Consider the following 22742-nt stretch of genomic DNA (forward strand, 5'->3'; position numbering starts at 1 on the left):
GCCTTCAGGCAATGGCAGTAAAAAGTCGATGAGATGTGCAGCTCAATTCACACTAAACAGCGACGACGGGTCCCTGATGGGAGACCATCGAAAACAGCAAGGACTGTTCAGCGGACCCAGCCTTAATGGCTTCATCCCAGGACGCTGAAACAGCCTGTGCTGCCCGCTGATACAGCGAAAGGCCGTCCGGCAACAGGTGGATGGTGATAAATCGTCTATCAGCATATCCCCGCCCTCTGCTCACCAATCCGCGAAGTTCCAGATTGTCCAGCACATGGGTCATGCCCGAAGACGTGAGATTGATCTCACGTCCGCATTTGGCCGGTGAAGTGGCTCGGCCTGACGCAACGGTCTCCAACAACTGAAACTGCGCCACGGTCAGGTCGAAGCGGGCTATTGCCGATTTGATTGTGTGTTCCAGCACGCGATGAATTTTGCCCACCGAACAGTAAATATCGGCGCACGTTGGGGTCATCATTGAGGGACTCATCATGGTCTGAAAGTTGGACACTGCATCGACGCCAGCGATGTTCTGACGACTGCGTTGACAACAGGGTTGATTGAGTGGAGATCAGCCATTGGCCAGGCGTTGGCTGTCGATCCTATCAGTGTTTTTTTTTGGTACTAATTGCCAGGGTCGATAACCGTTATGCCCGTTCCCAATGGGTTGATGCTGGTCAGTCATGGGCCGGCAGCGCGTGCACGCCTGCCACCAGGCGCCTGGGAAAATGGGCACTCAAGTAATTGATCCAACTTCTCACGCACACGTCATTCACCCGATGCGCCGCGCAAATGGCATGTATCCCGCAAGACGCGAGATGGTAGTCAGGCAACACGCGGACCACCTCCCCATCGCGCAACAACTCAGCGGCCATGAAGGCTGGAATGCAGCCAATCCCAAGGCCCGCGCGCACCGCATCGACAATCGCATCGCGGGCGTTCAACTGAAAGGACGAGGGCGGAAGGTAGATGTTGACCGGGCCATAAGGTCCTTCGAAGGCCCAGGTGTCCTGTGCGTTCGAAGGCGCCTCCAGCGGATTGAGACACTCGTGCAGGCTCAGGTCCTCCGGCACTTTGGGGGCGGGGTTGTAAGCAAGATAGGATCGCGAAGCACACATCACGCTGTAGGTCGCACCGATATTCCTCGAAGCCCACTGTTCATCGCCCATGGGCAGGGCTGAAACCGAGACATCCACACTCTCCTGCACCTGATCGGCAGGACAGTCATCAAGCACAAGATCGAAGGTGACCAGGGGGTGGGTTCGCCGGTATTCGGCAATCAGGGGCATGAGTTGGTATCTGCCGATTTCGTGGGTGGAATGCACCCGCAAATGGCCCTCTGGCTGCACATTACTGTCCGACGCCGTTTGTACGGCCTCGTCCACGCCGACAATGATTTTCGTGCACTTTTGAAAGAATTCCTGACCCACGTCGGTCAACACCAGACGTCGAGTTGTTCGCGACAACAATGTTGCATTGAGGTGGCTTTCCAGTCTCGAGATACTTCGGGAAACGGCAGGCAACGTCAGGTTCAACGCTTTCGCGGCACCCGTGAAACTGCGGAATTTAGCGACGAATACAAAAATCCGCATGTGGTCGAGAAGGTTCACGACCGCTCCTTTTTTTGAAGATCGGAAGGTCGTGCTTCAAGGTGCGCGACCGGTGACAGGCCAACACCAAGCAAGAGCCAGAGCGGCCGGAGCTACCTTAGCAATGACTGTTTGAACCTCGGCATGGCAAATAGTGATAACGGTTATTGATTGTTGACCGGTCCGTTTTTGAACATTAAAGCCCGCTACCGCGTAATGAAGGTTGGGGGAAAAAGCCGTTATTGAACCTTGACGGGGACGGCCATCCGCCAGTCCACTCTGCGTGCTGGCAGACGCGCTGGTGCAAGCTCCTCAGCCTCCCTAGAATGGGCATCGCTCAATAATCCAGAGCACAGACAATGGCGGTTGAGAGGGAAGCGGCTGATGAATCGAAATGAGCTACGCAAGGCCGACATTAACCTGATGGTGGTGTTCGAGACCTTGATGCTGGAGCGCAATGTCACGCGAGCAGCTGAAAAGCTTTTCCTCGGTCAGCCCACCATCAGCTCGGCACTGAACCGCCTGCGCGCCCTCTTCAATGACCCGCTGTTCATTCGTGTGGGCAACAGAATGGAGCCTACCGCGCGGGCCAACGAGATCATCCATCATCTGTCCCCGGCGCTGGATGCCATGTCGGTGGCACTGAGTTTGACCCACGATTTCGACCCCGCCAGCAGCGACATGACGTTTCGAATCGGACTGTCTGACGATGTCGAATACAGCCTGATGCCAGCGTTGCTACAGGCGCTGCGTGAGGAAGCTCCCCATGTCGTGATTGTGATTAAACAGGCAAATTACTGGAGCATTTCCGAGCTATTGGCCTCTGGCGAGATCACCGCAGGGGTTTGCATCACCAAAGATCTCCCGGCCAATGCCAAGCGCAAACTGCTCCGAAAAGTAGTCCCCATGGTACTGCGTACCGATCTGTCCGCTACGCCGCTCACCCTGGATGAATACTGCACGCGTCCTCACGTGGTGGTCTCCCATGTGGCCAACATTTCCAGCTTCGCCGATGAGTGGCTGGAAGCCGTGGGACGCACGCGCAAAGCCGTGCTTTCCATTCCTCAGTACACAACGCTCCCTGCCCTCATGGCTGGCAGCAACATGCTGTGCAATCTGCCGGACTACCTGGCGCTGGCCTTGAGCCAGACCGGCGCGTTACAGGCCGAACCCCTGCCCTTTGTCACGCCGACACTGGAGTTGTCCATGACATGGTTGAGTGTCATGGACAGTGACCCGGCTGAGCGATGGTTGCGAAGCAGGATTGAGCACGTCATGGGGCAGAGAGAACACTGATGTCCGGGAGTCGCTCATCAAAAACCTCACGCGCTTTGAGCAGTTGGAACAGCCTGATGTGAGGCTTCCAGTTCGCGTACCAGCGGCAGTACGTGTTCACCGAAATACGCGACTTCCTCCTGAAAGTGCAAAAAGGCCGAGAGCACCAGATCCACGCCCACGGCTTTCAACGCCACAATGCGCTCCGCAATTTGCTTCGGCGTTCCAATCAGATTGGTTTTAAACCCGTCGTTGTATTGAACCAGGTCCTCAAACGTGGACTTGGCCCAATTGCCCTCACCCTCAGGACTGGCCTTGCCGGCCTGTTTTGCTGCATCGCCGAATGCATTCACGGCTTCAGGGTCTGCCTGATCGATGATGTCCTGAAGCACCGCGCGCGCTTGCTCTTCGGTTTCGCGAGCGATGATGAACGCGTTGACCCCGATCTTCACTGAATGCCCGTTGGCCGCTGCCTTGGCGCGAATATCACTCACCTGCGCCTTGATGCCTTCTACCGTGTTGCCATTGGTGAAGTACCAGTCAGACACGCGCGCAGCCATATCGCGGGCGGCGCGGGAGCTGCCGCCCTGAAAGATTTCAGGATGGGGTTGCTGAATGGGTTTCGGGCGCAGTGTGTAATTGTGGAAGCGATAGAAATCGCCTTTGAAGGTGAAATTGTCGGTTGTCCAGATGCCTTTCAACGCCTGGATAAACTCTTCCGAACGACGGTAGCGCTCGTCATGCTCCAGCCAGGGCTCGCCGATGGCCTGGAATTCACCCTTGAACCAGCCACTGACAATGTTGATCGCCACACGGCCGGCCGTCAGTTGATCGATCGTCGCCAGTTGCTTGGCAACGACGGCGGGCGTCCAGGGCCCGGGAAGGATAGCCGCGATCACTTTGAGTTTCTCGGTCGCCGCCAGCAATGCATGGCTGAACGCTACAGACTCGTGTTGATTATCGGCGCCGTATCCGGCCGTGAAACGGATTTGAGTGAGGCCGTACTCAAAACCCGACTTCTCGGCGATTTGCGCCAGCTTACGGTTGTACTCGATGCCCCAATCGGTGCGCTGCTCGATTTTACTGACGATCAAACCGCCGCTGACGTTAGGTACCCAGTATGCGAATTTAATTGCGTTCTGACTCATCTACCGATCTCCAAATAGAGCAAGGGAGCCGCCCGGCGTGGTCGCCAAGTAAGGTGCCCACCTGCCTGATGTGGAATAGCAGCAATTATGCCAGCTTATTATTTACAGCGTTTTCAATGAGTTAACGACCGGAACAGAAGTCTATCCAACGCTTGGCAAACAACGTTTTGCGGAACAGGTGTTTCCAGGGAAACAGTTGGATTGCCCACACACCCAGAATCGGTGTCACAAGGGATTCAACTAATCAGCACAACTGTTGATGTATCAACAGTTGTGCCCGTGCATTCAACGGATTCACCTTGAATAATCGGCCAGTTATATGTCGGCACGGAGCATGCAAAGCGGGTGTATCAAAGCCGCCAGCACCGGACAGCTTTCATCATCACGGGATTTCCCCATGCCTGACACGCCAAACAATCCGCTTTCTCTGGGTACCGACTACGAAGCACTGGCTCATCGTTTTCGGCCGCTGTTCCAGCACATTGCAGCGGGCACCGTTGAGCGGGAAAACGCTCGTACTCTCCCCTACGAACCCATCAAGTGGCTCAAACAGGCCGGGTTCGGTGCGATTCGCGTGCCCAAAGAATATGGCGGCGCCGGCGCCTCTGTTGAGCAACTGTTCGAGTTGCTGATCGAACTGGCCGAAGCCGACTCCAATATTCCGCAGTCCCTGCGCGGCCATTTCGCCTTCGTGGAAGATCAACTCAATTCGCCTGCAACGCCTGAACGCGACACATGGTTCCGGCGCTTCGTCGAAGGCGATTTAGTGGGTAACGCCTGGACAGAAACAGGCGATGTAAAGCTCGGTGAAGTCATCACCAAAGCGACTCCGGACGGCACTCAGTTTCTATTGAGCGGGAAAAAATACTACAGCACTGGCAGTCTATTTTCAGACTGGATCGATGTGTACGCGCAGCGCTCAGACAACGGTGCAGACATTATTGCTGTGGTGGATGCCCGTCACGCCGGTGTACAGCAAAGTGATGATTGGGACGGCTTTGGGCAACGCACTACGGGCAGCGGGACATCGGTGTTCAATAACGTTCCGGTTCCCGCGACACACATCATCCCTTTTGAAAACCGTTTTAAATATCAAACTGCGTTCTATCAACTGGTATTGCTCGCGGTATTGGCAGGCACAGGTCGGGCGATAGAACGCGACATTACCCAGCAGATCCGCGAGCGCACACGTGTTTACAGCCACGGCAATGCCACCCGCGTGAGCGCCGATGTTCAGATCCAGCAAGTGGTCGGTCAAATTTCCGCTCAGGTCTACGCTGCACAGGCCACCACCCTTCGCTCTGCAAGGCCGTTGCAGCACGCCTATGAAGCGCGCTTTGCGGGGAATCCCGAGGCAGAGCGAACGGCGAACATTGCAGCGGAAATCGAAACGGCGAAAGCACAGGTCGTTGTTTCTGAGCTTATTCTGCGGGCAGCGACCGACCTGTTCAATGCGCTCGGCGCCTCAGGCATCAGCGTCAATAAAGCACTGGATAGACACTGGCGTAACGCGCGTACCGTTGCGTCCCATAATCCGCTTATTTACAAGGCCAGGATCGTTGGTGACTGGAGTATCAATGGCACCGAACCACCCTATGTCTGGCAAATCGGGCAGGGAGAGCCAAAGGCCAGGCCGCAGTAAATCGACGACCCGACTAAAGACCCCGAACGTAGCTTGCTCAGCCGACGCGGCGTTGGCTTTCTCCCGGCGTGCCGGTCATCTCCAGCGCCCTGACGACGTTGCTCAGATTGATCAGCGTCATCCAGCGCACCTGATCACCCTTGCCGATACTCACCAGGCTGCGCATGCGGTCATTGACCGACCCCCTGCCCCTCGCTCCGTGCTCCCAACCCTCGGGATGCTCGGAAGCCGGGTGGGTGAAGGTCTCTATGGAGTCGGTACGGTTGACCACCAGCCCGAAGCTGTTCAGGTCGCCCTTGACCAGCAGTACCCGCTCCAGCGTATTGCCGGGAGGCGTTGTGCCGGCTACCAGACTGCTCAGGCAGACTAGCGGAATCTGCTCACCACGCAGATTGAAACTGCCCAGCAAATGGGTCTCCTGCTGTGCGAACCGGACAAAGTGCTCGGGCATATCAAGGATTTCCAGCACTTGATCGAGCGGCACCACGAAAGGCTGGGCGGCCTGGAACATCAGGCACGTCTGGCTCATCTGCGTCAGCCGAGAGCCCAACGTGTCCTGGTTGGGCGGGCTGGTCTGGTAAATCCTGGCGAAACTCAGGGTCTCCTTGCGCTCCAGCAAGGCGCTGTGTTCAAGCAATAACGCCTGTTCTCCGTTCTCCAGCCCGACAACACCGGCAAACAGCGCAGGCTCTCGCAATCCATAGCGGGGCAACGGCAGGATTTCATGAGTACGCTTGCGCACGATCGAGATCATTCGGTCATAGACCAGACCGATGCGATAGCCTTCTCGCGAGGTCAAAACCAGCAACTGGTTCTGAGCCTGCGCCGTCGCCGTCGCCGGGCAATCAATGCCCAGTACCCGGTTCAGGCTCAACGCAGGCACATCAACGCCACGTCGGTTGACGACGCCCAGGCAATAGTCGCCCCCCAGTTTGCTGGGCAGCATGTCCGGCCGATCCACCAACTCGGTAATCGCTTTCGCGTCTACCGCATAGCGCTTTCCTTCGCACTCAAACAACAGCAAGTGATGCAGCGCCCGGGATTGATCCTGAGTCTGCACCGACTGGCCCACGTCCCCACCGTGCGCCGTCAGCACCTGAGGCAAGCCACACAGCGCATCCAGATCGAGCCGGTAAATCATTCGCTCATTTTCCAGCATCACGAGTTCTGGCAGCAGCGCAACCGCGGTGCCCTCTCCGCCGAGACGGCACAGGTTTCGCGCCTCGACTTTCATCACGTCACTGACGCCGCTGACCGCAATACCCAGGCGCCGCCCTTGATGATTGACGATGGCCACCATCTCCAGCGGGTCGTGCCGGGAGACATCATGCTCACCCAGCAACGACCTCAGCTCGATCAGTGGCAGCGCCTTCCCGCGCAGGCTGAACATGCCGAGCAAGGCGCCGCCTTGCAGCGGATGAGGCTGCAGCCGGGTTGGCCAGTTGATGACCTGCTCCAGTGCCTGGGCGTCAATCGCAACTTCCAGCCCGCCCAGCTTGACTACCCCAAAAGCCAGGGCGTCGCTCATAGCGTTTCAACCTGGCCTGGGGCGCTCAAGCCCTTGCCCAGACCGGTCGCCAGCTTGATGCGGTTGAGCTCGCCGATCAGTTCCGCTACCCGTTCAGCCAGATGATGCTGTTCCTGCGTCGCCGCGCCGATGGTCGTCATCGCGCCGTTGGTCTTTTCAACCCCGGCAACGATCCGCTCGAACGCACTGCCTGCGCTGCGGGAGATCTCGCTGCCGGAGTTGATGCGGCGCACCGTTTCCTGAATCAATTTGTTGATTTTGGTGGTGGCCTGGGAGGACTTCTCCGCCAGCTTGCGCACCTCATCGGCCACCACTGAAAAGCCCAGACCATGTTCACCCGCGCGCGCCGCTTCAATGGCGGCGTTGAAGGCGAGCATGTTGGTCTGGCCGGCGATCGTGCTGATCACCTCGATGATTTCCTGGATGTCTTCTGCCGATTTGCCAATGGTGTCCATCGCCGCCGACGCCTCGTTGAGGGTCTGGGAACCGCGCTGGGCTTCATCCTGGGTAACGCGTGCCTGATCGTTGGCGTCGCCAGTGGTTTTGACCACTTCGGCGATGGCCTGCATCAGACGCGTGACGGACTCATCCATCGCCTGGGTCTTGGCTTCGATGGCTTCTTCCAGTTCAACCTGCGCGGTGATGTCGGTGGCGAACTTGACCACCTTGTACGGTTCCCCCACGGCATTGAACACCGGGTTATACGTGGCCTGAATCCAGATTTTCTGACCGTATTTGCTGATCCGCATGAAGCGTCCGGTGAAGAACTTGCCGCTGCTCAGCGCGCCCCAGAATTCGCGATAAGGCGTGGTCTTGACGTAATCCGGTTCGCAGAACAGCGAATGATGCCGGCCCGTCAATTCCTCCATCCGGTAACCCACCAGCTCCAGGAAGTTGGCGTTGGCCGAGAGAATATTGCCGCTCAGGTCGAAGTCGATCACGCCCTGGGCGCGGTTGATCGCGTTGACCTTGCCTTCGTGCTCCATCGTCCGAAGTTTGGTCTCGGTGACGTCAGTGGCGAACTTCACGATCTTGTAGGTCTGCCCCTGGGCATCAAGGATCGGATTATAGGACGCCTGAATCCAGACATCCCGACCGTCCTTGCTCAGGCGCTTGTATTCGTTGGAGTCGTACTCGCCCTTGCCGAGCTTCTCCCAAAACTCGCGGTACATCAGGGACGCGGCGTATTCCGGTGCACAGAACATCCGGTGATGCTGGCCCACGACTTCGTCCAGCGTGTAGCCCATGGCCGAAAGGAATTTGCTGTTGGCGGTCAACACATAGCCTTCAGGCGTGAACTCGATTAACGCCTGGGAGCGCTCGATCGCCTCGATTTTGCTTTCCCACTCGGCGTTGCGATTGCGCACTTGCGTGACATCGCTGGCAAATTTAACGATTTTGAATGGCTTGCCGTTGTTGTCCATCACCGGGTTGTAGGTCGCTTGCAGCCAGATCTGCCGCCCGTCCTTGGCCTGACGCTGGTACTGGCCGGCGTCAAACTTGCCGGTACCCAGTTTCTCCCAGAACATCAGGTATTCCTTGCTGGTCGCATAGTCGGGCATGCAGAACAGCCGGTGATGGCGCCCGCGAATTTCTTCGAGGTCGTAACCCATGCAGTCGAGAAAGTTCTGGTTGGCGTAGAGCACGTTTCCCTGCAGATCGAATTCAATCACGGCCTGGGAGCGGTCGATAGCGGTGAGGAGGGAGTTCAGGTCAGCGCCGGCCTGGGCAAGTTCGGCGGTTGGGTTCGATTTATTGTTCATGGGGCAGGTCCGCTAAATGGTATTGAGTGGGCGGGGCTCCTTCCCTGTAGCGATAAGCAACGGCTGTTTTCTGTCCGTGAGACGCCTCAGACAGGGGCGCGATCGGGCCAGACTCACGGGAGCTCATCTACGATTTGTCGTATCAGGTATTCGATCGGCAGAGGGTGCCGTGAACTTTAGCCAAGGTTGTACATTTATTTTTTCGTGTACAGGTTTGAACCGTTCAGATGTCGAGAGTGAATCGGTGCGAGGTCAGTGGATGGCCTATCTGGCACAGCGCGCACCGATCATTTCGAAAGGACGTAGCGTTGATTCAGGATCATGGACCTGCATCGGAAACTGGCAGCAACGCATCGAAACCCGCGATGACATCAAACAGCTCCTCATCGATTCCGCCCTGGCGCAGTCGATGGAAACGTGCATTGAGCGTTTTCTGCAGCGCGCCGATGTTGCGGTCGGCACGCTGCATCGCAGCGAGCCGGCTGGCATTTTCGCTGGCCAACGACTCCGCGCTGGCACGAAACAGCGAGACAAACAGATGCTCGCGGATGAAGGCGCCCAGTACATCTACGCCTGTGCCGAGTATTTCCGGACTCAGGGGCGTGGGCCAGGCTTCACTTGCCAACTGCCGCTGCCAGCGCTCATCCAGCGGCAGCAGCTGCTGTCGGACGGGCTCATACTGCGCAGCCGAGGGGCGGTTATAGAACAGAATCAGCGTGTCGCGTTGCGCGCCAGTAGCCGAGGTGTAGAGGTCCTGAAGAATCTGGCCGACCAGCCGGGTGATGTGCGCAACCGACCCCGGAACGGCAAACAGATCCTGGGGCTCGATGCCGGCATCGAGCAGTCGCTCATGCAGGCGTTCACCAACAGCCCAGACCTTTACCTGCGCGGGTGTCACCTGTGACAGGGCGAATTCGATCAGCACCTCATTGAACCGCCCCACCAGGCCTTGATCGGAACCGAATACGATGACATTCACCACACCGCCGGTGCCGGGGGTGACATCCCCCTCGGTCAGGGCGCTTTTTACAGCGACCGTACGCAGACAGACGCTCAGTCCGCGTTCCACTGTGCACGCGTAATCGGCCAACGCCGCGACCGACTGTTCGTACTGACCGATGGCGGCGGCGGCAGAAGCCTTCATGGTCCGGACAACGGCCCTCAAGTCACCTGCACTGGCGATCTGACGTCGCAGCGCACTCATGGTGTTGGCCATCAGCGATGCACTCGCGCGAATGCTGTCGTTGCCAGCCGGGACGTTCCGCCGTTGACGGTGCATGTGTCATCGGTAAGGACCACGCTATTCATGGCGTTCCTCAATGGTCGGCTCGGCCCCTTCAAAGTCAGGACCCTGCCCCTGTGCGGTTTGAAAGGTAGTCAGTGCCTGCCGCGCGGCCTCGGTGACCTGTTGGCGATCAGCGTCGAGCAACTGCCCCGTACCCGCCAGCCGGGCTTGCACATCATCGGGTAGCCCGCCTGCCACCTCTTGAACGGCTTTCTGCGCAGCGCTCATGTGTTCGAGCGCAATCGTGTCGAACAGTGCAGCGTTCAACGCCAGTAATATCGCGATCTGAGCCGGCACCGACACCGGCGAAAACTCTGCCTGCGCCAGACAGGCACGGATGCGTTTGCCATGATCGATTGCCTGGTGAGTGCCTTTATCGAGTCGGGCGCCGAATCGCGCAAACGTTTCCAGTTCTTCGAATTGCGCGTAAGCCAGCTTGAGGTCGCCGGCCACCGCGCGGTAGGCCGCGCGCTGCGCCTTGCCGCCAACCCGCGAGACAGACTGACCCACATCGACAGCCGGCAAGACGCCCAGTTCGAACAGCGAGGGCGACAAGACAATCTGCCCGTCGGTGATGGAAATGAGATTGGTCGGAATGTAGGCGGAAATATCCTGAGCTTCGGTCTCGATGATGGGCAACGCCGTCATCGAACCCCCGCCGCGCGCCTCATTCAAATGGGTGGCGCGCTCGAGCATGCGCGAATGGATGTAGAAGATATCCCCTGGAAATGCCTCTCGCCCAGGCGGGCGACGCAGCAGCAGCGACAGTTCGCGATAGGCCCGTGCATGATGGGTCAGGTCGTCATACACAATCAGTACGTCACGGCCTTTCTCCATGAAATGCTCGGCGATGCTGGTGGCGGCATAAGGCGCGATGTAGGACAGACCGGGGGCTTCGTTGCCTTCTGCGACCACCACCACGGTAAACGCCAACGCACCCATCTCACGCAGATTGGCCACCGCCTTGGCCACAGACGACGCTCGCTGGCCGATGGTGCAGTAGACGCAGAGCACGTCCTTGCCGCGCTGATTGAAAATCGTGTCCAGAGCGATGGCCGTTTTTCCGGTCTGACGGTCCCCCAGAATCAGCTCGCGCTGACCGCGGCCAATCGGGATCATCGCGTCGATCACCTTCAGTCCGCTCTGCAGCGGCTCGGTGACCGGGGCGCGGTCCATGATCGCCGCCGCAGGCCGTTCGATCGGCAATCGCTGCTCGGTGGCGATAGGCTCCCCGCCATCGAGCGGGCGCCCCAATGGGTCAATCACCCGACCCAGTAATTCGTCGCCCACGGCCACGTCCATCACGCGACCTGTGCGCAGAACTTCCTGACCTGCCTGAAGGTGCGCGCCATCGCCCAGCAGCACGACATCCACGCCGTCCTCATCCAGGTTGAATGCAATTCCTGACAAACCGCCGGGAAACACCACGCGCTCCTCAAAACCAAGGCCCCACAGGCCATTGACGCGTGCGATACCGGTGGAAACGCTGACGATCGTGCCCACCTCCTGCACTGCCATCTGAGGCGTGAAGGCAGTCAGGCACACACCCATGCTCGCAAACGCGTCAAGCAAGACATTTTTCAGCGTTGCCTGAGCCGACGATGGCAGGGGCAGAGGCGCAGGCAAAGGAGCGGTCATACAGGCTCCGTCTTGCTCAGCCGTGCTTGCAGAGTGGTTGAGATCGCCTCGAGATAGTCAGCAATGCTCCACGCTACCTTCAAGCCATTAACGCTTAGCGCCACACCGCTGACCAGTTCAGGGAGGATCTGGAACTCCAGTGCGATCGTCTGACCGAAGCATTCGTCAATGGCCGTCTGAATGGCGTTCTGTTGAGCGACCGGCAACTCGAACGCGCTGCGCAACAGAGCCGGTGCTTGTGGCGACGCAACCTTGAGCGCCGTACTTAGCGCCTCACGCGCCCTGTCATCAAGACTTCGAAGGCGCTGAATGAACACCTCGCACGCACGCTGCTCCAGGCTCACCGAAGCGAGGTCGGCGAGCACCCTGCGCGAAATGTCGTACACCTGCTCCTGCGTCAGCCGCACGAGGTCATCGTGCAAGCGCTGCGTCTCGTCGATCAACGCTTTCGCCTGGTCGGAACTCGCCTGGGCAGCGTTTTTTCGCGCTTCGACCAACAACCGTGAACGCTCGGCATTGGCCTCATCAATCGCTTTGCTCAGTAGTGCGGCCCGCTGCTCGTCGAAGGCCTGGTTCTTCTTCTCGAACGCGTCTTGCTGCTGATGTGCCTGGGCCTTGGTCCGGGCGGCATCTGCGAGTTCGTCAGAGATGTTCTGCTCGCGCGCTGCGATAGCGCTCAGCACCGGTTGGTAGAGAAAACGCTTCATCAACCAAACCAGAATGAGGAAGTTAACCACCTGAGCGCCGACGGTGAACCAGTCAATGAGCACGGTCTAATGGCCTGCTGCCTGGGTCGCCGCCAAGACGGCCGCATTCCAGAACGGATTGGCGAAGATCAGAATCATCGACACCACAAAGCAATAGATGGCCGTTGACTCGATCATCGCCAGCCCGACGAACAATGTGCGGGTGATGGTGGCCGACGCGTCCGGCTGCTGAGCCAGCGAACTGAGGGCCACGGACACTGCCTTGCCCTCGGACAGGGCGGGCCCCATCGTGCCGAAGCCAGTGGTCAGGCCGGCCATGACGATGGAGGCAACCGCGATCCAGGTGAGAGAGTCCATAACGTGCCTTTTCAAAAGTGACAGCAATTGTGCAGCGGTTCGGGTGGCGCGAGCCTTTACGGGCCTGGCGCCGCTTCGCCGTTACGTGTGGCCGCCGCGATGTAGACGGCGGCAAGAATCGTAAAGATGTAGGCCTGCACCATGCCCGTGAGCAAGCCCAGCGCCGTCATGACGATGGGGAACACCAGGGGCGTGATCGATAACAAGATGGCGATGATCATGGCGCCACTCATCATGTTGCCAAACAAGCGAACGGCCAGCGCCAGCGTTCGGGACATTTCACTGATGAGATTGAAGGGCAGCATGATGGGCGTCGGGCGCATGTATGACGCGAGATACCCCGCCAGCCCCTGACCCGATATGCCAAACAGCGGCACCGCCACCAGCACACACAGGGCCAACGCCACGGTGGTCGACAACGATGCAGTGGGAGGCTCGTACCCTGGAATCACCGTCGCCAGTGTCGCGGCGCCAATGAACAGGAACAGCGTGCCGAGAAATCCGAGGTAGCGGCGCGGCTCTTTCAGGCCCACGTCTTTAATCTGGCCCACGATGGTCGTGACCACCATTTCCAGCAAATTCTGCCAGCGTGAGCGTTGATGCCCCGTGACCAGACGACGGGTGATCAAAGCAGCGCCCAGTACCATTACCGCCATCAGCGCCCACGTAAACACAAGGGTGGCGTTGAGCTTGAAAAAGCCATGCTCCCAGAAGATCCAGGCGTCGGGTGTCAGGCGCATGGTGGTGGTCCGCACGTCGCCGGCACCTGCTCGCAGCCCTTCAAGCGAGTGACGCGCAGGACGACGACGCGCGCCAGCAGGAAGCCCAGCATGCAAGCCCCCAACCGTAATGGCTGACCTGCGCCCGCCAGATAGAATCCAGTCAGCACCAGGGCGGTTCGCACGATGAGGCTGCCGACGAACCAGTGCGCGGGTTTGCTTGACACAGCGCCTCTGCGTACCGTCCACCAAAGGCCGCCGAAAAAGAACACACCCAGTGCCGCCCCCGCCAGCACGGTCGTGATGATCAGGAATAATCCCTGGCCGTCATTCATGATTGCCCTCCTCCTCGTCATCGGGTGTGTCGTGCATGGCCTGATCTTCCCTGCTGACCCAGTGCCAGGCGTTCAGGCACCCTGTCGTTAACCCTGCCATCAACAGCGCCAGTGTCCAGGAACGGCCGCCGGTAAAGCGCTGATCAAGCCAAAGGCCCAGTGCCGCGCCGAGCAGAGTGGGCACGACCACGGACCAACCGATCAGGCCCATCATGCCCAGACCAAACCACACTGACGTATCGTTACGGCGCGCCCTGAGTTTGCGCGCCGCTTTGTTGCCAATCTGTTCTGCCAAGGTCGGTTTGCCAGAGGCACGCCCGGATGGCTTGTTTGTGGTGCGCCCGGTCATGAGGCTTGCTCATGCAGCGAGACGAACCGACGCATAAAGCCTGCCTCCAGACGGTTCATCGCCGCACGCATCGCTTCTTCTTGCGCATCGCGCGTCATGAACTGCGCTTCAATCAAACCGCGCAGACGGGACAAGTCGTTGCCACGCAGTGCCCGCCGCGCCGAGATCACGACAGTCTGTCCGGTCTTGACGAGCACACCTTCATCCAGCGCTACAAACACTTCGCCCCAGGATGGGCTCTCGTAAATCAGGATGCCGGGCACCAGCGCTGCGATACAGTCCAGCCGTCTGGGGAGCAACCCAAAGGAGCCTTGTGTGGTTTCGACCACGATGTGAGACACATCCAGCTCGTCCGTGAAGACCTCGGAGGGCAACAACACCTTAAGTCTCATCGACAGCATGGGTGTCCTCCCTGCCCGGTTGCGTAGCGTGGGTATCCCGCCTGGCCTTGGCCTTGACGCTGGCTTCGTCGACGGCGCCGATCATGTACAACGCGCTCTCGGGCAGATCCTTGAATTCGTCAGCCAGTATGCGTTCGCAACCGTCCAGCGCGTCTTGCAGGCTGACAAGTTTGCCGCTCAGGCTGGTGAACTGTTCAGTCGTGAAAAACGGCTGGGTCAGAAAGCGCTCAAGCCGACGGGCTCGTGCCACCACCTTGCGGTCGTCGGGCGACAACTGATCAAGGCCGAGCATGGCAATGATGTCCTTGAGTGCTTCGTACTGGGCAAGCGTTCGCCGAATCGCCTGCGCCAGCCTGTAGTGCCGCTCGCCGACAATGCCTGGGGTGATCATCTTCGAGCTGGACTGCAAGGCGTCGATGGCCGGAAACAGGCCCTCACTCGCACGTTTTCGGGAGAGCACGATGGACGCCGAAAGGTGAGAGAACGTGTGCACGGCGGCGGGGTCGGTGAAGTCATCGGCCGGTACGTACACGGCCTGGATCGAGGTGATCGCGCCGCTGTCGGTATTGGCGATGCGCTCCTCCAGGGCCGCGAGCTCCGTGCCCATTGTCGGCTGATAACCCAAGCGGGAGGGCATCTGCCCCATGAGCCCGGACACCTCGGGGCCGGCCTGAATGAAGCGGAAAATGTTGTCGATCAGCAGCAGCACATCGCGGTGCTCGTCATCGCGAAAATACTCCGCCATTGTCAACGCCGCATGGCCCACCCGAAACCGTGCGCCGGGAGGCTCGTTCATCTGGGCAAAGATCATCACCATGTCCGTCAGCACCCCGGCCGACTTCATCTCGCGGTACAGCTCCTCGCCCTCACGGGAACGCTCGCCAATGCCGCAAAAAATGCTCACGCCGGACTGGTGGCCGATCATGTTATGGATCAATTCAGTCAGCAATACCGTCTTGCCAACCCCGGCGCCGCCGAAGAGTCCTGCCTTGCCACCGCGCTCCAGCGGCGTGAGCACATCAATGATCTTGATCCCGGTTTCGAACACCTCGGACTTCGTAGACCTGCGGACCAAGGGGGGTGGCGGCTGATGCACAGAGCGCCATTTCACTCCTTCCAGGGCGGGCTGCCGGTCAATGGTATTACCAAAGACGTCGAACATCCGCGACAGAATGCCGGTACCTACGGGGGCCTGCAGGGGACCACCGGTGTCATGAATGGGCATTCCCCGGGCCAGGCCTTGGGTCGGTGTGAGGGCGATGCCACGCACATGCCGCTCGTCACGTTGGGCCAGTACCTCAATCGCCACCGCGCCGCCCGGGCCGGCGCGCAGGAGGGTGTTGATCGGCGGCAGCAGAGACTCGAACCGGGCATCCACAACGCTGCCACGCACCGCCGTAACAACCCCGGCGCTCACGTTTCCACTCGCTCGATGAACGTTTCATTGACCCAGTAACCGCTGCGACCATGGTGATCGTAAAGATGCTGTTCTCGCTCCCGGTTCAACTGCGCCGTCGACTCGTAAGCGGGGGAGGATTTGATGGAGGCGCAATCCAGGTCCACTGAAAGCGTCTTGTGGAGCCAGCTCACCGCGTCCACCCACTCCGGCGCGATAAGCACGTGGTGCCCCACCCACCAGTTACTGGTGTTGATCACAAGGTACTGAATTGCCCAGGTGTCCTGATTGATCAAGAGGCTTTCGACGTGTCCGACACCACCATCAGTGGCCTTGATGTGATAGCCCACAACGGCCTCGCAGCTGCGCAAATGAGGATCGTCGTCCTCATGGAGGGCGCGCTCAGCCCTCGCACTTTCTTCTTCAACATGCCGACTGCCGGACTCCCCTCCGGGCAATCCAAACCCGCCAGCCCCGGCATACGCGCCGGTGGGCCACAGGCCTGCACCTCCCCAATAATACGGATAGCCGTAATAGCCCAAATGCTGCATCTCATGCTGGCGAGAGACCGGCTGGTCTGTGTCAATCTCGGGACTGTTCTTGACTTGGTCCTGAGTAATCGCAAGGGACAGGCGACGCCCGGGCCAATCGAGGCTGTCGATGGCGTGCGGTGAAATCAGCACCCTTCGGCGGGAAAGCCAGGTGCCGGTGTCGACGATGAAGTAGCGGATCACCCAGGCTTCATCATCAAAATAGAAGTCTTTGACTTCACCGATATCACCGTCGGTGGCACTGAGGGTGAAGCCCTTGAGGTCTTTCAGGCTTAGCAACATGGGAGTGTCCTCTTCAAAGCACCTATGGGTTTGGTCCGGCACCGACAAAGGTTCTGTGCGTGCTGCGCCGGCGCTGTTCAAGCACGCTGTGCGCCGAACCGGGCTGTGTCTGTTCGCTGCCGCACCCCTCACCCGGCCGGGCATCAGTTCTTCAGAAAGGCCAATGGCTCGATCAGGTTTCACAGCGCGATGGTCGGGGACTTCGGGGTGAAGAACGCGGGCGGGGGGCGCGTTCATGGGCTCAGCCCTTCCATTGAGGGGTCGTACTCACCGCGACACGCGGCGTGGTTGCATCTGAGCCGGTGCAGCAATGCCTGCTGGGCCGCGTGCACATGGCTCGATTCGCCTTTCCATATTTCCAGCGCCGGCTGTTGAACAGCCCGGGCAAACGAAAACGCCAGCGGCCAAGGCAACCGCGACTTGAAGGTCGCGTTCATCTCATTCAAGCGGGCGGACGCCAACTTTGCCGTCTGCCCGCCTGACAGGAACACGATCCCGGGCACTGCGGCGGGTACGGTTCGCAGCAAACAACTGACCGTCGCTTCACTCACCTCGGCCACGGTTGCAGGGGTGGTGCACGCAAGGCCGGGAAGTACCATATTAGGTTTGAGCAGCATCCCCTCCAGTAGCACGCGCTGGATATGCAGCTGTTCGAAGACTGTGCGCAGCACCTGCTCCGTGACAGCGGCGCATTGCTGGAGTGTCTGGTCACCGTCCATCAAGACTTCCGGTTCGATGATGGGCACCAGCCTCGCCTCCTGACACAACGCTGCGTATCTGGCCAATGCGTGGGCATTGGCCTGGATGCAGCCGTGGCTGGGAATGCCGGCTCCCGGCGTAATCACGGCACGCCACTTGGCAAAACGCGCCCCCAGTTTTGCGTACGTCTGCAGCCGATCGCGCAGTCCGTCCAGACCCTCGGTGATTTTCTCCCCAGGGTGCCCCGCCAACGCTGTTGTGCCCATGTCCACCTTGATGCCCGGCATGACGCCCGCTTCGATCAGGAACTGCGTGAAAGGCACCCCATCCTGTGTGAATTGACGGAGGGTTTCATCGTAGAGAATGGCCCCGTTGATGTACTCATTCAGCGTCGGGGTGGTCACGATAAGCGCCCGATAGGCGTGCCGGGCCTCTGCCGTGCGGGGAATGTCCAAGGCGGCGAAACGCCGTTCACAGGTCGGATTGCTTTCATCCATTGCCAGCAATCCCTTGCCGTCCTTGACCAACGCCTTGGCGGTTTCTTTCAGTGCTTGCACATTCATGCTTGGCCCCTTCAGGTTTGGCTGACATTAATCACTACGCTTGATTGGAGGCGACCCGTGCTCAGTGCCCGGTACTGCGAGGATTGACCGCCAGCAGGCTGCTGGGCATGTGATGGGCCACCTGCTCTGTGGTACTGCCCAGCAAGGCGCTCAAGCGATTGCGATGAACCGTTCCCATCACGATGACATCAATGTTTTGCGCCTCGGCAAAGGCGCGAATCACCTTGGCCGGGTAGCCCATCACCAGGTGCTTGCGTTCATCGGGCACCCCGAACTGCTCGGCCAGCTTGTTGAACCCGTCCTCTTCTGCCTCGTAAAGGGTCTGGGCCAAGTTCGAGCTGAATCCCGTGGCATCCTGGGAGGCGAATACAGCGGTCAGGTCATAGGCATAAATCAGGTGCAACTGCGCATCACACTGCGCGGCCAGTTTTTCAGCGTGGGTGATAATTGCTTCATTGATCCCCGCGAACTGATCAGAGGGACCGAAAGGGTCCACCGCGGCCAACACCTGGCGTGGCCGCGCATGCGCCACTTTCGACACCAGATGCAATGGAGCCGGGCAGTCGTGCAGCAGGCGCAGATCCAGCGAGGTGAACAGCATGCGCGATACCCACGATTCGTGCTCTACGTCCTTGATCACCAGCGCCGGATTGATCTCTCGGATATGCACCATGATTTCGTCAAGCGGCTGCATGACCCAGATTACTTCCGTAGTGACCAGCACCCCCAGATTCCGTATTGGCTGAGCCTGCTCTTCGAGCCATTCGCGGTGGCGTGCCAAGTAACCATCGCGCATCTCTCTGAGCGCCCTCTCGTTTACCAGGCCTGCACTGGCAAGGCCATCCACGTAATCGAAGGCGACGATATGCAGCGCCGCATCCTTGGCCTGCGCCAGCGCGCCCGCACGATCAAAGGCGGGCGTTTTTTTCATCAGCGGCGAAGCGATGAGCATCAAACGTTCAGGTTCGAACATGGCGCACCTCCAGTCAGCAAGAACGACGACCACAGGACTGCACAACTGTGGCGCGGGCGATAACGGTCGATTCTCGGCGGCCGGTCGAAAGCCGACTTGATATTTATCAAGGATGGTGCAGACATCGCAGAGCCGGGAAATGCCCAGCTCACGGGTGAAACACATCTATCTGTTCGCATTGAACTCACGTGATTCGGATGACTTTCTCTCTCCAATCCCCCCCGCTCATCCACATTTGAAATGCCCGCTGTTACGGCTATCGCGCCGCGCCTATGCTGCATTGAATAAGGAGATTCCTATGAGCGCCCATCTGGCCGCTGTCCCCGATCTGTTCCTCAAGGCTGAGTGCGCAAGTTGCGGTGTTCGAGAGCTGTGCCTGTCGATGGGCATGAGTGTCATTGATACCGATCGTTTGTCCGCCATCATTCCCCAGCCTCTGAAGATCAAGAAAGGCGAGGCGCTTTATCACGCAGGTGATCCGCTGCGATCGCTTTACGCGGTGCGCTACGGTTTTTTCAAGACGACGATTTCCTCCCAGGACGGGCGCGATCAACTGACCGGGTTTCAGATGTCGGGAGAGCTGCTCGGCTGCGATGCGATCAGCGAGAATCGCCACGTGTGCGATGCCATCGCGCTGGAAGACAGTGAAGTGTGCCCCATTCGTTTCACCCAGCTGGAGCGGTTGTCACGTGAACTGCCTTCGCTGCAGCACAACCTCAATCGCGTCCTGAGCAGAGAGATCGTTCGGGACCACGAGATGCTGCTGCTGATGGGCAATCTCAATGCGGAGGAGCGCATGGCAGCGTTTCTGCTCAACCTCTCCAACCGCATGGCCAATCGAGGTTACTCTCCTACCGCTTTCGTGCTGCGCATGACCCGGGAAGACATCGGTTCATACCTTGGGCTGCGCCTTGAAACGATCTGTCGTGCCATCGCCAACCTGCGTGACCACAGCATCGTCAGGATTTCCGGACGGGCTGTTGAGATCCTTGACCTCAAACGCCTGCACGCTTTGATAAACGGCTGCGGCTGCGGACCGAAAACGCTCTGAATCAGCCTGCCATTTACAGCGAGCCGGCCCTGACGACCAGCACGCTGCAAGGCGCATGGGTCAGCACCACTTCTGCCGTGTTACCCATGACCTGCTCCAGACCATGGCGCGGCATCGTTCCCATCACCAGCAGATCGAAGTCGTTCAGTCGAGCGAACGCTTCAATCGTGGGCTGTGGGGTGCCGGTCATGAAATGGCGACGCCGTTCCATGATTCCATGCTGCGCGCATAACGACGCAAAGGATTCTTCGTGTGCGTCACTCAGGGCTTCCTGGAACCCGGGCTCGACCGGCATGGCGCCCATCATGGTCATCCCCGACGCATAAATTGCCGCCCAGTCGTACACATACAGCACGTGCAGCACGGCATGGCACTGGAGGGCCAGTTGTGTCGCGACGTTGAGTATCTGGTGATTCAGGCGCAGGTCGGCGTCATTGGACCGATAAAGGTTGACCGCAGCCAGCATCTTGACCGGCAGGGGATGCGTGGAGCGGATAACAAGCTGAACCGGGCACGCGCAGTGGCGCAACAGTTCCCAATCCAGGGGCGTCGAGAAGAGCCGTTGCAGTGAGGCTTCATGGTGAACGTCCTTGATCAACATAACGGGCCGGACACTTCTGACGCAGTGCTGTATGTCCTCGAACACATCCCCCGTCCCCCACCGTTGCAGATCGACATCGAGGCCCTTGCTGCGCTCTTCTTGCACTTGCGACTCGAGCCAGTGCTGATGGACCTGCAAGTGGGCGTCACGCAGTTTCGCCAGTGCCTCAGGATTGAAAAGCCCCATTATTTCCAACAGTTTCACGTGGTCCAGGGCCGCGATCAGCAATCGAGCGCCGCTGGTCCTGGCCAACGCAACGGCGCGTTCGAAGGCCGGCGTACGCTCCTGCTTTGACGAGGCAATCAATAAAAGGCACGGCGAGTCTTTCACATAGACCTCACTCATCATCTCTGGGGGGCTGGACAGCGGCGGTGGCTCATCGGCGATGGACAACCTGTCAGGGCGTTGCGCCTTGAGCGGAGTGTGGGCGTGTAGCGCGCCCGGCATCTGATGTAGATCAGAGGTTGATCAAGATCCTGATTATTTCCCCAGCCGTCATTGTTCATCAGGAAAATCGTGTCGCCTGGCGGCTAAAGCGTCTTTCACTGACAAACCTCAATGTTTGATTTCCCGGCGAGCGTTCAATGACTACAGCGTGGCTTCCGGTGATCGGGCTGCGCGCCAGTGCCTTCAGCCAAGAGGATTGACCATGAGCGACTTGACGTTACGCCGAAGCATTCTGGACGAACTTGAGTTTTTGCCCCACATCGATGCCGCCGCCATTGGCGTCGCCATCGAAAACGGCGTCGTCATCCTGACGGGTCATGTCGGGACCTACGCTGAAAAGATCGCCACAGAGCGGGCCGTCAAGCGCGTCAAGGGGGTGCGGGCTGTCGCCGAAGAACTGAAAGTGCGGGCGACCACGGCCGTGGGTTTCGGTGACGAAGTGACGGCCTCGCGGTGCCTGGACCTGCTGCGCTGGAATACCGTGGTTCCGGACGAACAAATACAGGTCAAGGTGCAGCAAGGCTGGGTGACGCTTGAGGGCAACGTGGAGTGGCAATATCAGAAAGAGGCTGCGCAAAACGCGATACAGAAACTGGACGGCGTCGTGGGTCTCAACAACCTGCTGGTCATAACACCCAAAGCCGACGCACAAGACATCAAGCGGCTGATCGAAGAAGCGCTGGGAAGAAGCTCGGACCTGGATTTGACCAAAATCCGTGTCTCCGCCGACGGCAATCAAGTCAAGCTTGAGGGCACTGTTCACCGATGGCTTGAACGCAAAGCGGTCGAACATGCTGCCTGGGCCGTACCTGGCGTGAAGAACGTAGAAAACCATCTGCTCATCACCTGATTGGGCGGTGCATGCCATTGAAAACTGATCTGGATGCTGCACCGCAAGGGGTGCAATCGCCGCAAGCGCGACAGACTCCTGAGACGCCTGGCAAGTTGCGCGCGAGTGCTGACGCAAAATACGGTTTCGATGCCCTCCCCGGTCAGCCATTGACCGATATCACCCTTGAACTTACGCCTAACCGCAGGTTTTGGGACTGCCCCCTCAAATAGCCGCAGCGCTCAGCCCCTTCGATCTGAGTTGCCCGTTAATGACCTGCATGACGGCCGGCGACATGAGCGAACGCTGTGCGCATGGACGTCAAAATTGTCGGGAAGCGGCGATACCGAAGCAATCGCCAGGGGACGTGCAACGGGCCGAGCAGATCGGCCATACGCGGGCGGGTGCGTCGGGGATGGTCCGCCTGATCCTGGAGAACACGAAGATTGCGTCGAACGGAGTGATGGCCAATCGAGACGATTTTCAAATCGATACGCTGATTCGAAAAATCCTTCCCGAATTCGCCCAGGCTTCTGCCCCTGATACACCGTCGGTTGACCCTTCCAGCGCGTGAAACTGTGTTCGGGTGCAAATCACGTTATTAGGCGACATTT

Annotated in this window: 23 protein-coding genes; 5 read left to right on the forward strand and 18 right to left on the reverse strand. The window is 59.1% G+C overall.

Annotated elements, in window-relative coordinates; translation table 11 throughout:
* Positions 1-52: 52 nt before the first annotated feature.
* Together EC919_RS15510 and EC919_RS15515 are read right to left on the reverse strand one after the other, a co-directional pair.
* Positions 53-478 carry a MarR family winged helix-turn-helix transcriptional regulator gene (locus tag EC919_RS15510; protein ID WP_166650556.1) on the reverse strand — a complete coding sequence of 142 codons (426 nt, stop codon included), beginning with the start codon at positions 476-478 and terminating at the stop codon, positions 53-55.
* Positions 479-677: 199 nt separating this feature from the next.
* The gene (locus tag EC919_RS15515) at positions 678-1610 is read right to left on the reverse strand and encodes a LysR family transcriptional regulator (RefSeq protein ID WP_133775314.1); all 933 of its coding nucleotides are present in this window, start codon (positions 1608-1610) and stop codon (positions 678-680) included.
* A 363-nt stretch (positions 1611-1973) separates the two neighbouring features.
* Between EC919_RS15515 and EC919_RS15520 the strand changes: the two genes are divergently transcribed.
* Positions 1974-2885, forward strand: coding sequence for a LysR substrate-binding domain-containing protein (locus EC919_RS15520; RefSeq protein ID WP_133775315.1), 912 nt, complete (start codon positions 1974-1976; stop codon positions 2883-2885).
* Positions 2886-2911: 26 nt separating this feature from the next.
* Here the strand turns inward: EC919_RS15520 and sfnG are convergent, their stop codons facing one another.
* Positions 2912-4012, reverse strand: coding sequence for a dimethylsulfone monooxygenase SfnG (sfnG, locus tag EC919_RS15525; RefSeq protein ID WP_133775316.1), 1101 nt, complete (start codon positions 4010-4012; stop codon positions 2912-2914).
* A 397-nt stretch (positions 4013-4409) separates the two neighbouring features.
* On the opposite strand from sfnG, the gene EC919_RS15530 reads away from it, so the two are divergent.
* Positions 4410-5654: an acyl-CoA dehydrogenase family protein gene (locus tag EC919_RS15530; protein ID WP_133775317.1), complete on the forward strand. Its 1245-nt coding sequence runs from the start codon at positions 4410-4412 to the stop codon at positions 5652-5654.
* Positions 5655-5691: 37 nt separating this feature from the next.
* Here EC919_RS15530 and EC919_RS15535 read toward each other — a convergent pair whose 3' ends face one another.
* From EC919_RS15535 to EC919_RS15600, 14 genes are all read right to left on the reverse strand, one after another.
* Positions 5692-7182: a chemotaxis protein CheW gene (locus EC919_RS15535; RefSeq protein WP_133775318.1), complete on the reverse strand. Its 1491-nt coding sequence runs from the start codon at positions 7180-7182 to the stop codon at positions 5692-5694.
* Positions 7179-8945 carry a methyl-accepting chemotaxis protein gene (locus EC919_RS15540; protein WP_133775319.1) on the reverse strand — a complete coding sequence of 589 codons (1767 nt, stop codon included), beginning with the start codon at positions 8943-8945 and terminating at the stop codon, positions 7179-7181. Before EC919_RS15540 ends, EC919_RS15535 begins: the two co-directional genes overlap by 4 nt.
* 319 nt (positions 8946-9264) lie before the next feature.
* Complete coding sequence (locus tag EC919_RS15545; RefSeq protein ID WP_243842267.1) at positions 9265-10224, reverse strand: F0F1 ATP synthase subunit gamma; 960 nt, start codon at positions 10222-10224, stop codon at positions 9265-9267.
* 21 nt (positions 10225-10245) lie between these two features.
* Positions 10246-11868, reverse strand: coding sequence for an alternate F1F0 ATPase, F1 subunit alpha (locus EC919_RS15550; RefSeq protein ID WP_133775320.1), 1623 nt, complete (start codon positions 11866-11868; stop codon positions 10246-10248).
* Positions 11865-12638 carry a F0F1 ATP synthase subunit delta gene (locus tag EC919_RS15555; RefSeq protein WP_133775321.1) on the reverse strand — a complete coding sequence of 258 codons (774 nt, stop codon included), beginning with the start codon at positions 12636-12638 and terminating at the stop codon, positions 11865-11867. Before EC919_RS15555 ends, EC919_RS15550 begins: the two co-directional genes overlap by 4 nt.
* Positions 12639-12641: 3 nt before the next feature.
* The gene (locus EC919_RS15560; protein WP_133775322.1) at positions 12642-12932 is read right to left on the reverse strand and encodes a F0F1 ATP synthase subunit C; all 291 of its coding nucleotides are present in this window, start codon (positions 12930-12932) and stop codon (positions 12642-12644) included.
* A 56-nt stretch (positions 12933-12988) separates the two neighbouring features.
* Positions 12989-13672 (reverse strand): F0F1 ATP synthase subunit A, encoded by a 684-nt coding sequence (locus EC919_RS15565; protein ID WP_133775323.1) that lies wholly within the window; start codon positions 13670-13672, stop codon positions 12989-12991.
* The gene (locus EC919_RS15570; protein ID WP_133775324.1) at positions 13663-13986 is read right to left on the reverse strand and encodes an ATP synthase subunit I; all 324 of its coding nucleotides are present in this window, start codon (positions 13984-13986) and stop codon (positions 13663-13665) included. The genes EC919_RS15565 and EC919_RS15570 overlap by 10 nt, the downstream gene beginning before the upstream one ends.
* Positions 13979-14335, reverse strand: a complete 357-nt coding sequence (locus EC919_RS15575; RefSeq protein ID WP_133775325.1) for an AtpZ/AtpI family protein — start codon at positions 14333-14335, stop codon at positions 13979-13981. Before EC919_RS15575 ends, EC919_RS15570 begins: the two co-directional genes overlap by 8 nt.
* Positions 14332-14736: a F0F1 ATP synthase subunit epsilon gene (locus tag EC919_RS15580; protein ID WP_133775326.1), complete on the reverse strand. Its 405-nt coding sequence runs from the start codon at positions 14734-14736 to the stop codon at positions 14332-14334. The genes EC919_RS15575 and EC919_RS15580 overlap by 4 nt, the downstream gene beginning before the upstream one ends.
* Positions 14717-16153 (reverse strand): F0F1 ATP synthase subunit beta, encoded by a 1437-nt coding sequence (gene atpD, locus EC919_RS15585; RefSeq protein WP_133775327.1) that lies wholly within the window; start codon positions 16151-16153, stop codon positions 14717-14719. Before atpD ends, EC919_RS15580 begins: the two co-directional genes overlap by 20 nt.
* Entirely contained in the window at positions 16150-16965 is an 816-nt protein-coding gene (locus tag EC919_RS15590) for a PRC-barrel domain-containing protein (RefSeq protein WP_133775328.1), read from the reverse strand. Before EC919_RS15590 ends, atpD begins: the two co-directional genes overlap by 4 nt.
* A 233-nt stretch (positions 16966-17198) precedes the next feature.
* A complete protein-coding gene (locus EC919_RS15595) occupies positions 17199-18227 on the reverse strand; it encodes a class I fructose-bisphosphate aldolase (RefSeq protein ID WP_133775329.1) in 1029 nt (342 codons plus the stop codon).
* 61 nt (positions 18228-18288) lie between these two features.
* A complete protein-coding gene (locus EC919_RS15600) occupies positions 18289-19200 on the reverse strand; it encodes a universal stress protein (RefSeq protein ID WP_432213819.1) in 912 nt (303 codons plus the stop codon).
* Between the two features lie 298 nt (positions 19201-19498).
* Between EC919_RS15600 and EC919_RS15605 the strand changes: the two genes are divergently transcribed.
* Complete coding sequence (locus EC919_RS15605) at positions 19499-20251, forward strand: helix-turn-helix domain-containing protein (protein ID WP_133775425.1); 753 nt, start codon at positions 19499-19501, stop codon at positions 20249-20251.
* A 13-nt stretch (positions 20252-20264) separates the two neighbouring features.
* On the opposite strand, the gene EC919_RS15610 is transcribed toward EC919_RS15605, so the two are convergent.
* The gene (locus EC919_RS15610; protein WP_208294984.1) at positions 20265-21158 is read right to left on the reverse strand and encodes a universal stress protein; all 894 of its coding nucleotides are present in this window, start codon (positions 21156-21158) and stop codon (positions 20265-20267) included.
* Positions 21159-21501: 343 nt separating this feature from the next.
* Here EC919_RS15610 and EC919_RS15615 point away from each other — a divergent pair, with 343 nt between their 5' ends.
* Both EC919_RS15615 and EC919_RS15620 read left to right on the forward strand, forming a co-directional pair.
* Positions 21502-22149: a BON domain-containing protein gene (locus EC919_RS15615; protein ID WP_133775331.1), complete on the forward strand. Its 648-nt coding sequence runs from the start codon at positions 21502-21504 to the stop codon at positions 22147-22149.
* Positions 22150-22408: 259 nt separating this feature from the next.
* Complete coding sequence (locus EC919_RS15620) at positions 22409-22702, forward strand: hypothetical protein (protein ID WP_133775332.1); 294 nt, start codon at positions 22409-22411, stop codon at positions 22700-22702.
* The last annotated feature ends 40 nt before the right edge of the window (positions 22703-22742 follow it).

Origin of the sequence: Pseudomonas graminis, from assembly GCF_004364335.1 — a bacterium.
Lineage (GTDB): Bacteria > Pseudomonadota > Gammaproteobacteria > Pseudomonadales > Pseudomonadaceae > Aquipseudomonas > Aquipseudomonas graminis_D.

Bases quoted from the DNA above. Each gene is read 5' to 3' on its own strand.
- EC919_RS15615 (WP_133775331.1), top strand. From the start codon at position 21,502: ATGAGCGACTTGACGTTACGCCGAAGCATTCTGGACGAACTTGAGTTT.
- EC919_RS15560 (WP_133775322.1), bottom strand. From the start codon at position 12,932: ATGGACTCTCTCACCTGGATCGCGGTTGCCTCCATCGTCATGGCCGGC.
- EC919_RS15530 (WP_133775317.1), top strand. From the start codon at position 4,410: ATGCCTGACACGCCAAACAATCCGCTTTCTCTGGGTACCGACTACGAA.
- EC919_RS15510 (WP_166650556.1), bottom strand. From the start codon at position 478: ATGATGACCCCAACGTGCGCCGATATTTACTGTTCGGTGGGCAAAATT.
- EC919_RS15595 (WP_133775329.1), bottom strand. From the start codon at position 18,227: ATGAATGTGCAAGCACTGAAAGAAACCGCCAAGGCGTTGGTCAAGGAC.
- EC919_RS15550 (WP_133775320.1), bottom strand. From the start codon at position 11,868: ATGACCGCTCCTTTGCCTGCGCCTCTGCCCCTGCCATCGTCGGCTCAG.
- EC919_RS15605 (WP_133775425.1), top strand. From the start codon at position 19,499: ATGAGCGCCCATCTGGCCGCTGTCCCCGATCTGTTCCTCAAGGCTGAG.
- EC919_RS15520 (WP_133775315.1), top strand. From the start codon at position 1,974: ATGAATCGAAATGAGCTACGCAAGGCCGACATTAACCTGATGGTGGTG.
- EC919_RS15580 (WP_133775326.1), bottom strand. From the start codon at position 14,736: ATGCTGTCGATGAGACTTAAGGTGTTGTTGCCCTCCGAGGTCTTCACG.
- EC919_RS15590 (WP_133775328.1), bottom strand. From the start codon at position 16,965: ATGTTGCTAAGCCTGAAAGACCTCAAGGGCTTCACCCTCAGTGCCACC.
- EC919_RS15565 (WP_133775323.1), bottom strand. From the start codon at position 13,672: ATGCGCCTGACACCCGACGCCTGGATCTTCTGGGAGCATGGCTTTTTC.
- EC919_RS15600 (WP_432213819.1), bottom strand. From the start codon at position 19,200: ATGTTCGAACCTGAACGTTTGATGCTCATCGCTTCGCCGCTGATGAAA.
- EC919_RS15540 (WP_133775319.1), bottom strand. From the start codon at position 8,945: ATGAACAATAAATCGAACCCAACCGCCGAACTTGCCCAGGCCGGCGCT.
- EC919_RS15575 (WP_133775325.1), bottom strand. From the start codon at position 14,335: ATGACCGGGCGCACCACAAACAAGCCATCCGGGCGTGCCTCTGGCAAA.
- EC919_RS15570 (WP_133775324.1), bottom strand. From the start codon at position 13,986: ATGAATGACGGCCAGGGATTATTCCTGATCATCACGACCGTGCTGGCG.
- EC919_RS15545 (WP_243842267.1), bottom strand. From the start codon at position 10,224: ATGCACCGTCAACGGCGGAACGTCCCGGCTGGCAACGACAGCATTCGC.
- EC919_RS15535 (WP_133775318.1), bottom strand. From the start codon at position 7,182: ATGAGCGACGCCCTGGCTTTTGGGGTAGTCAAGCTGGGCGGGCTGGAA.
- sfnG (WP_133775316.1), bottom strand. From the start codon at position 4,012: ATGAGTCAGAACGCAATTAAATTCGCATACTGGGTACCTAACGTCAGC.
- EC919_RS15620 (WP_133775332.1), top strand. From the start codon at position 22,409: ATGACGGCCGGCGACATGAGCGAACGCTGTGCGCATGGACGTCAAAAT.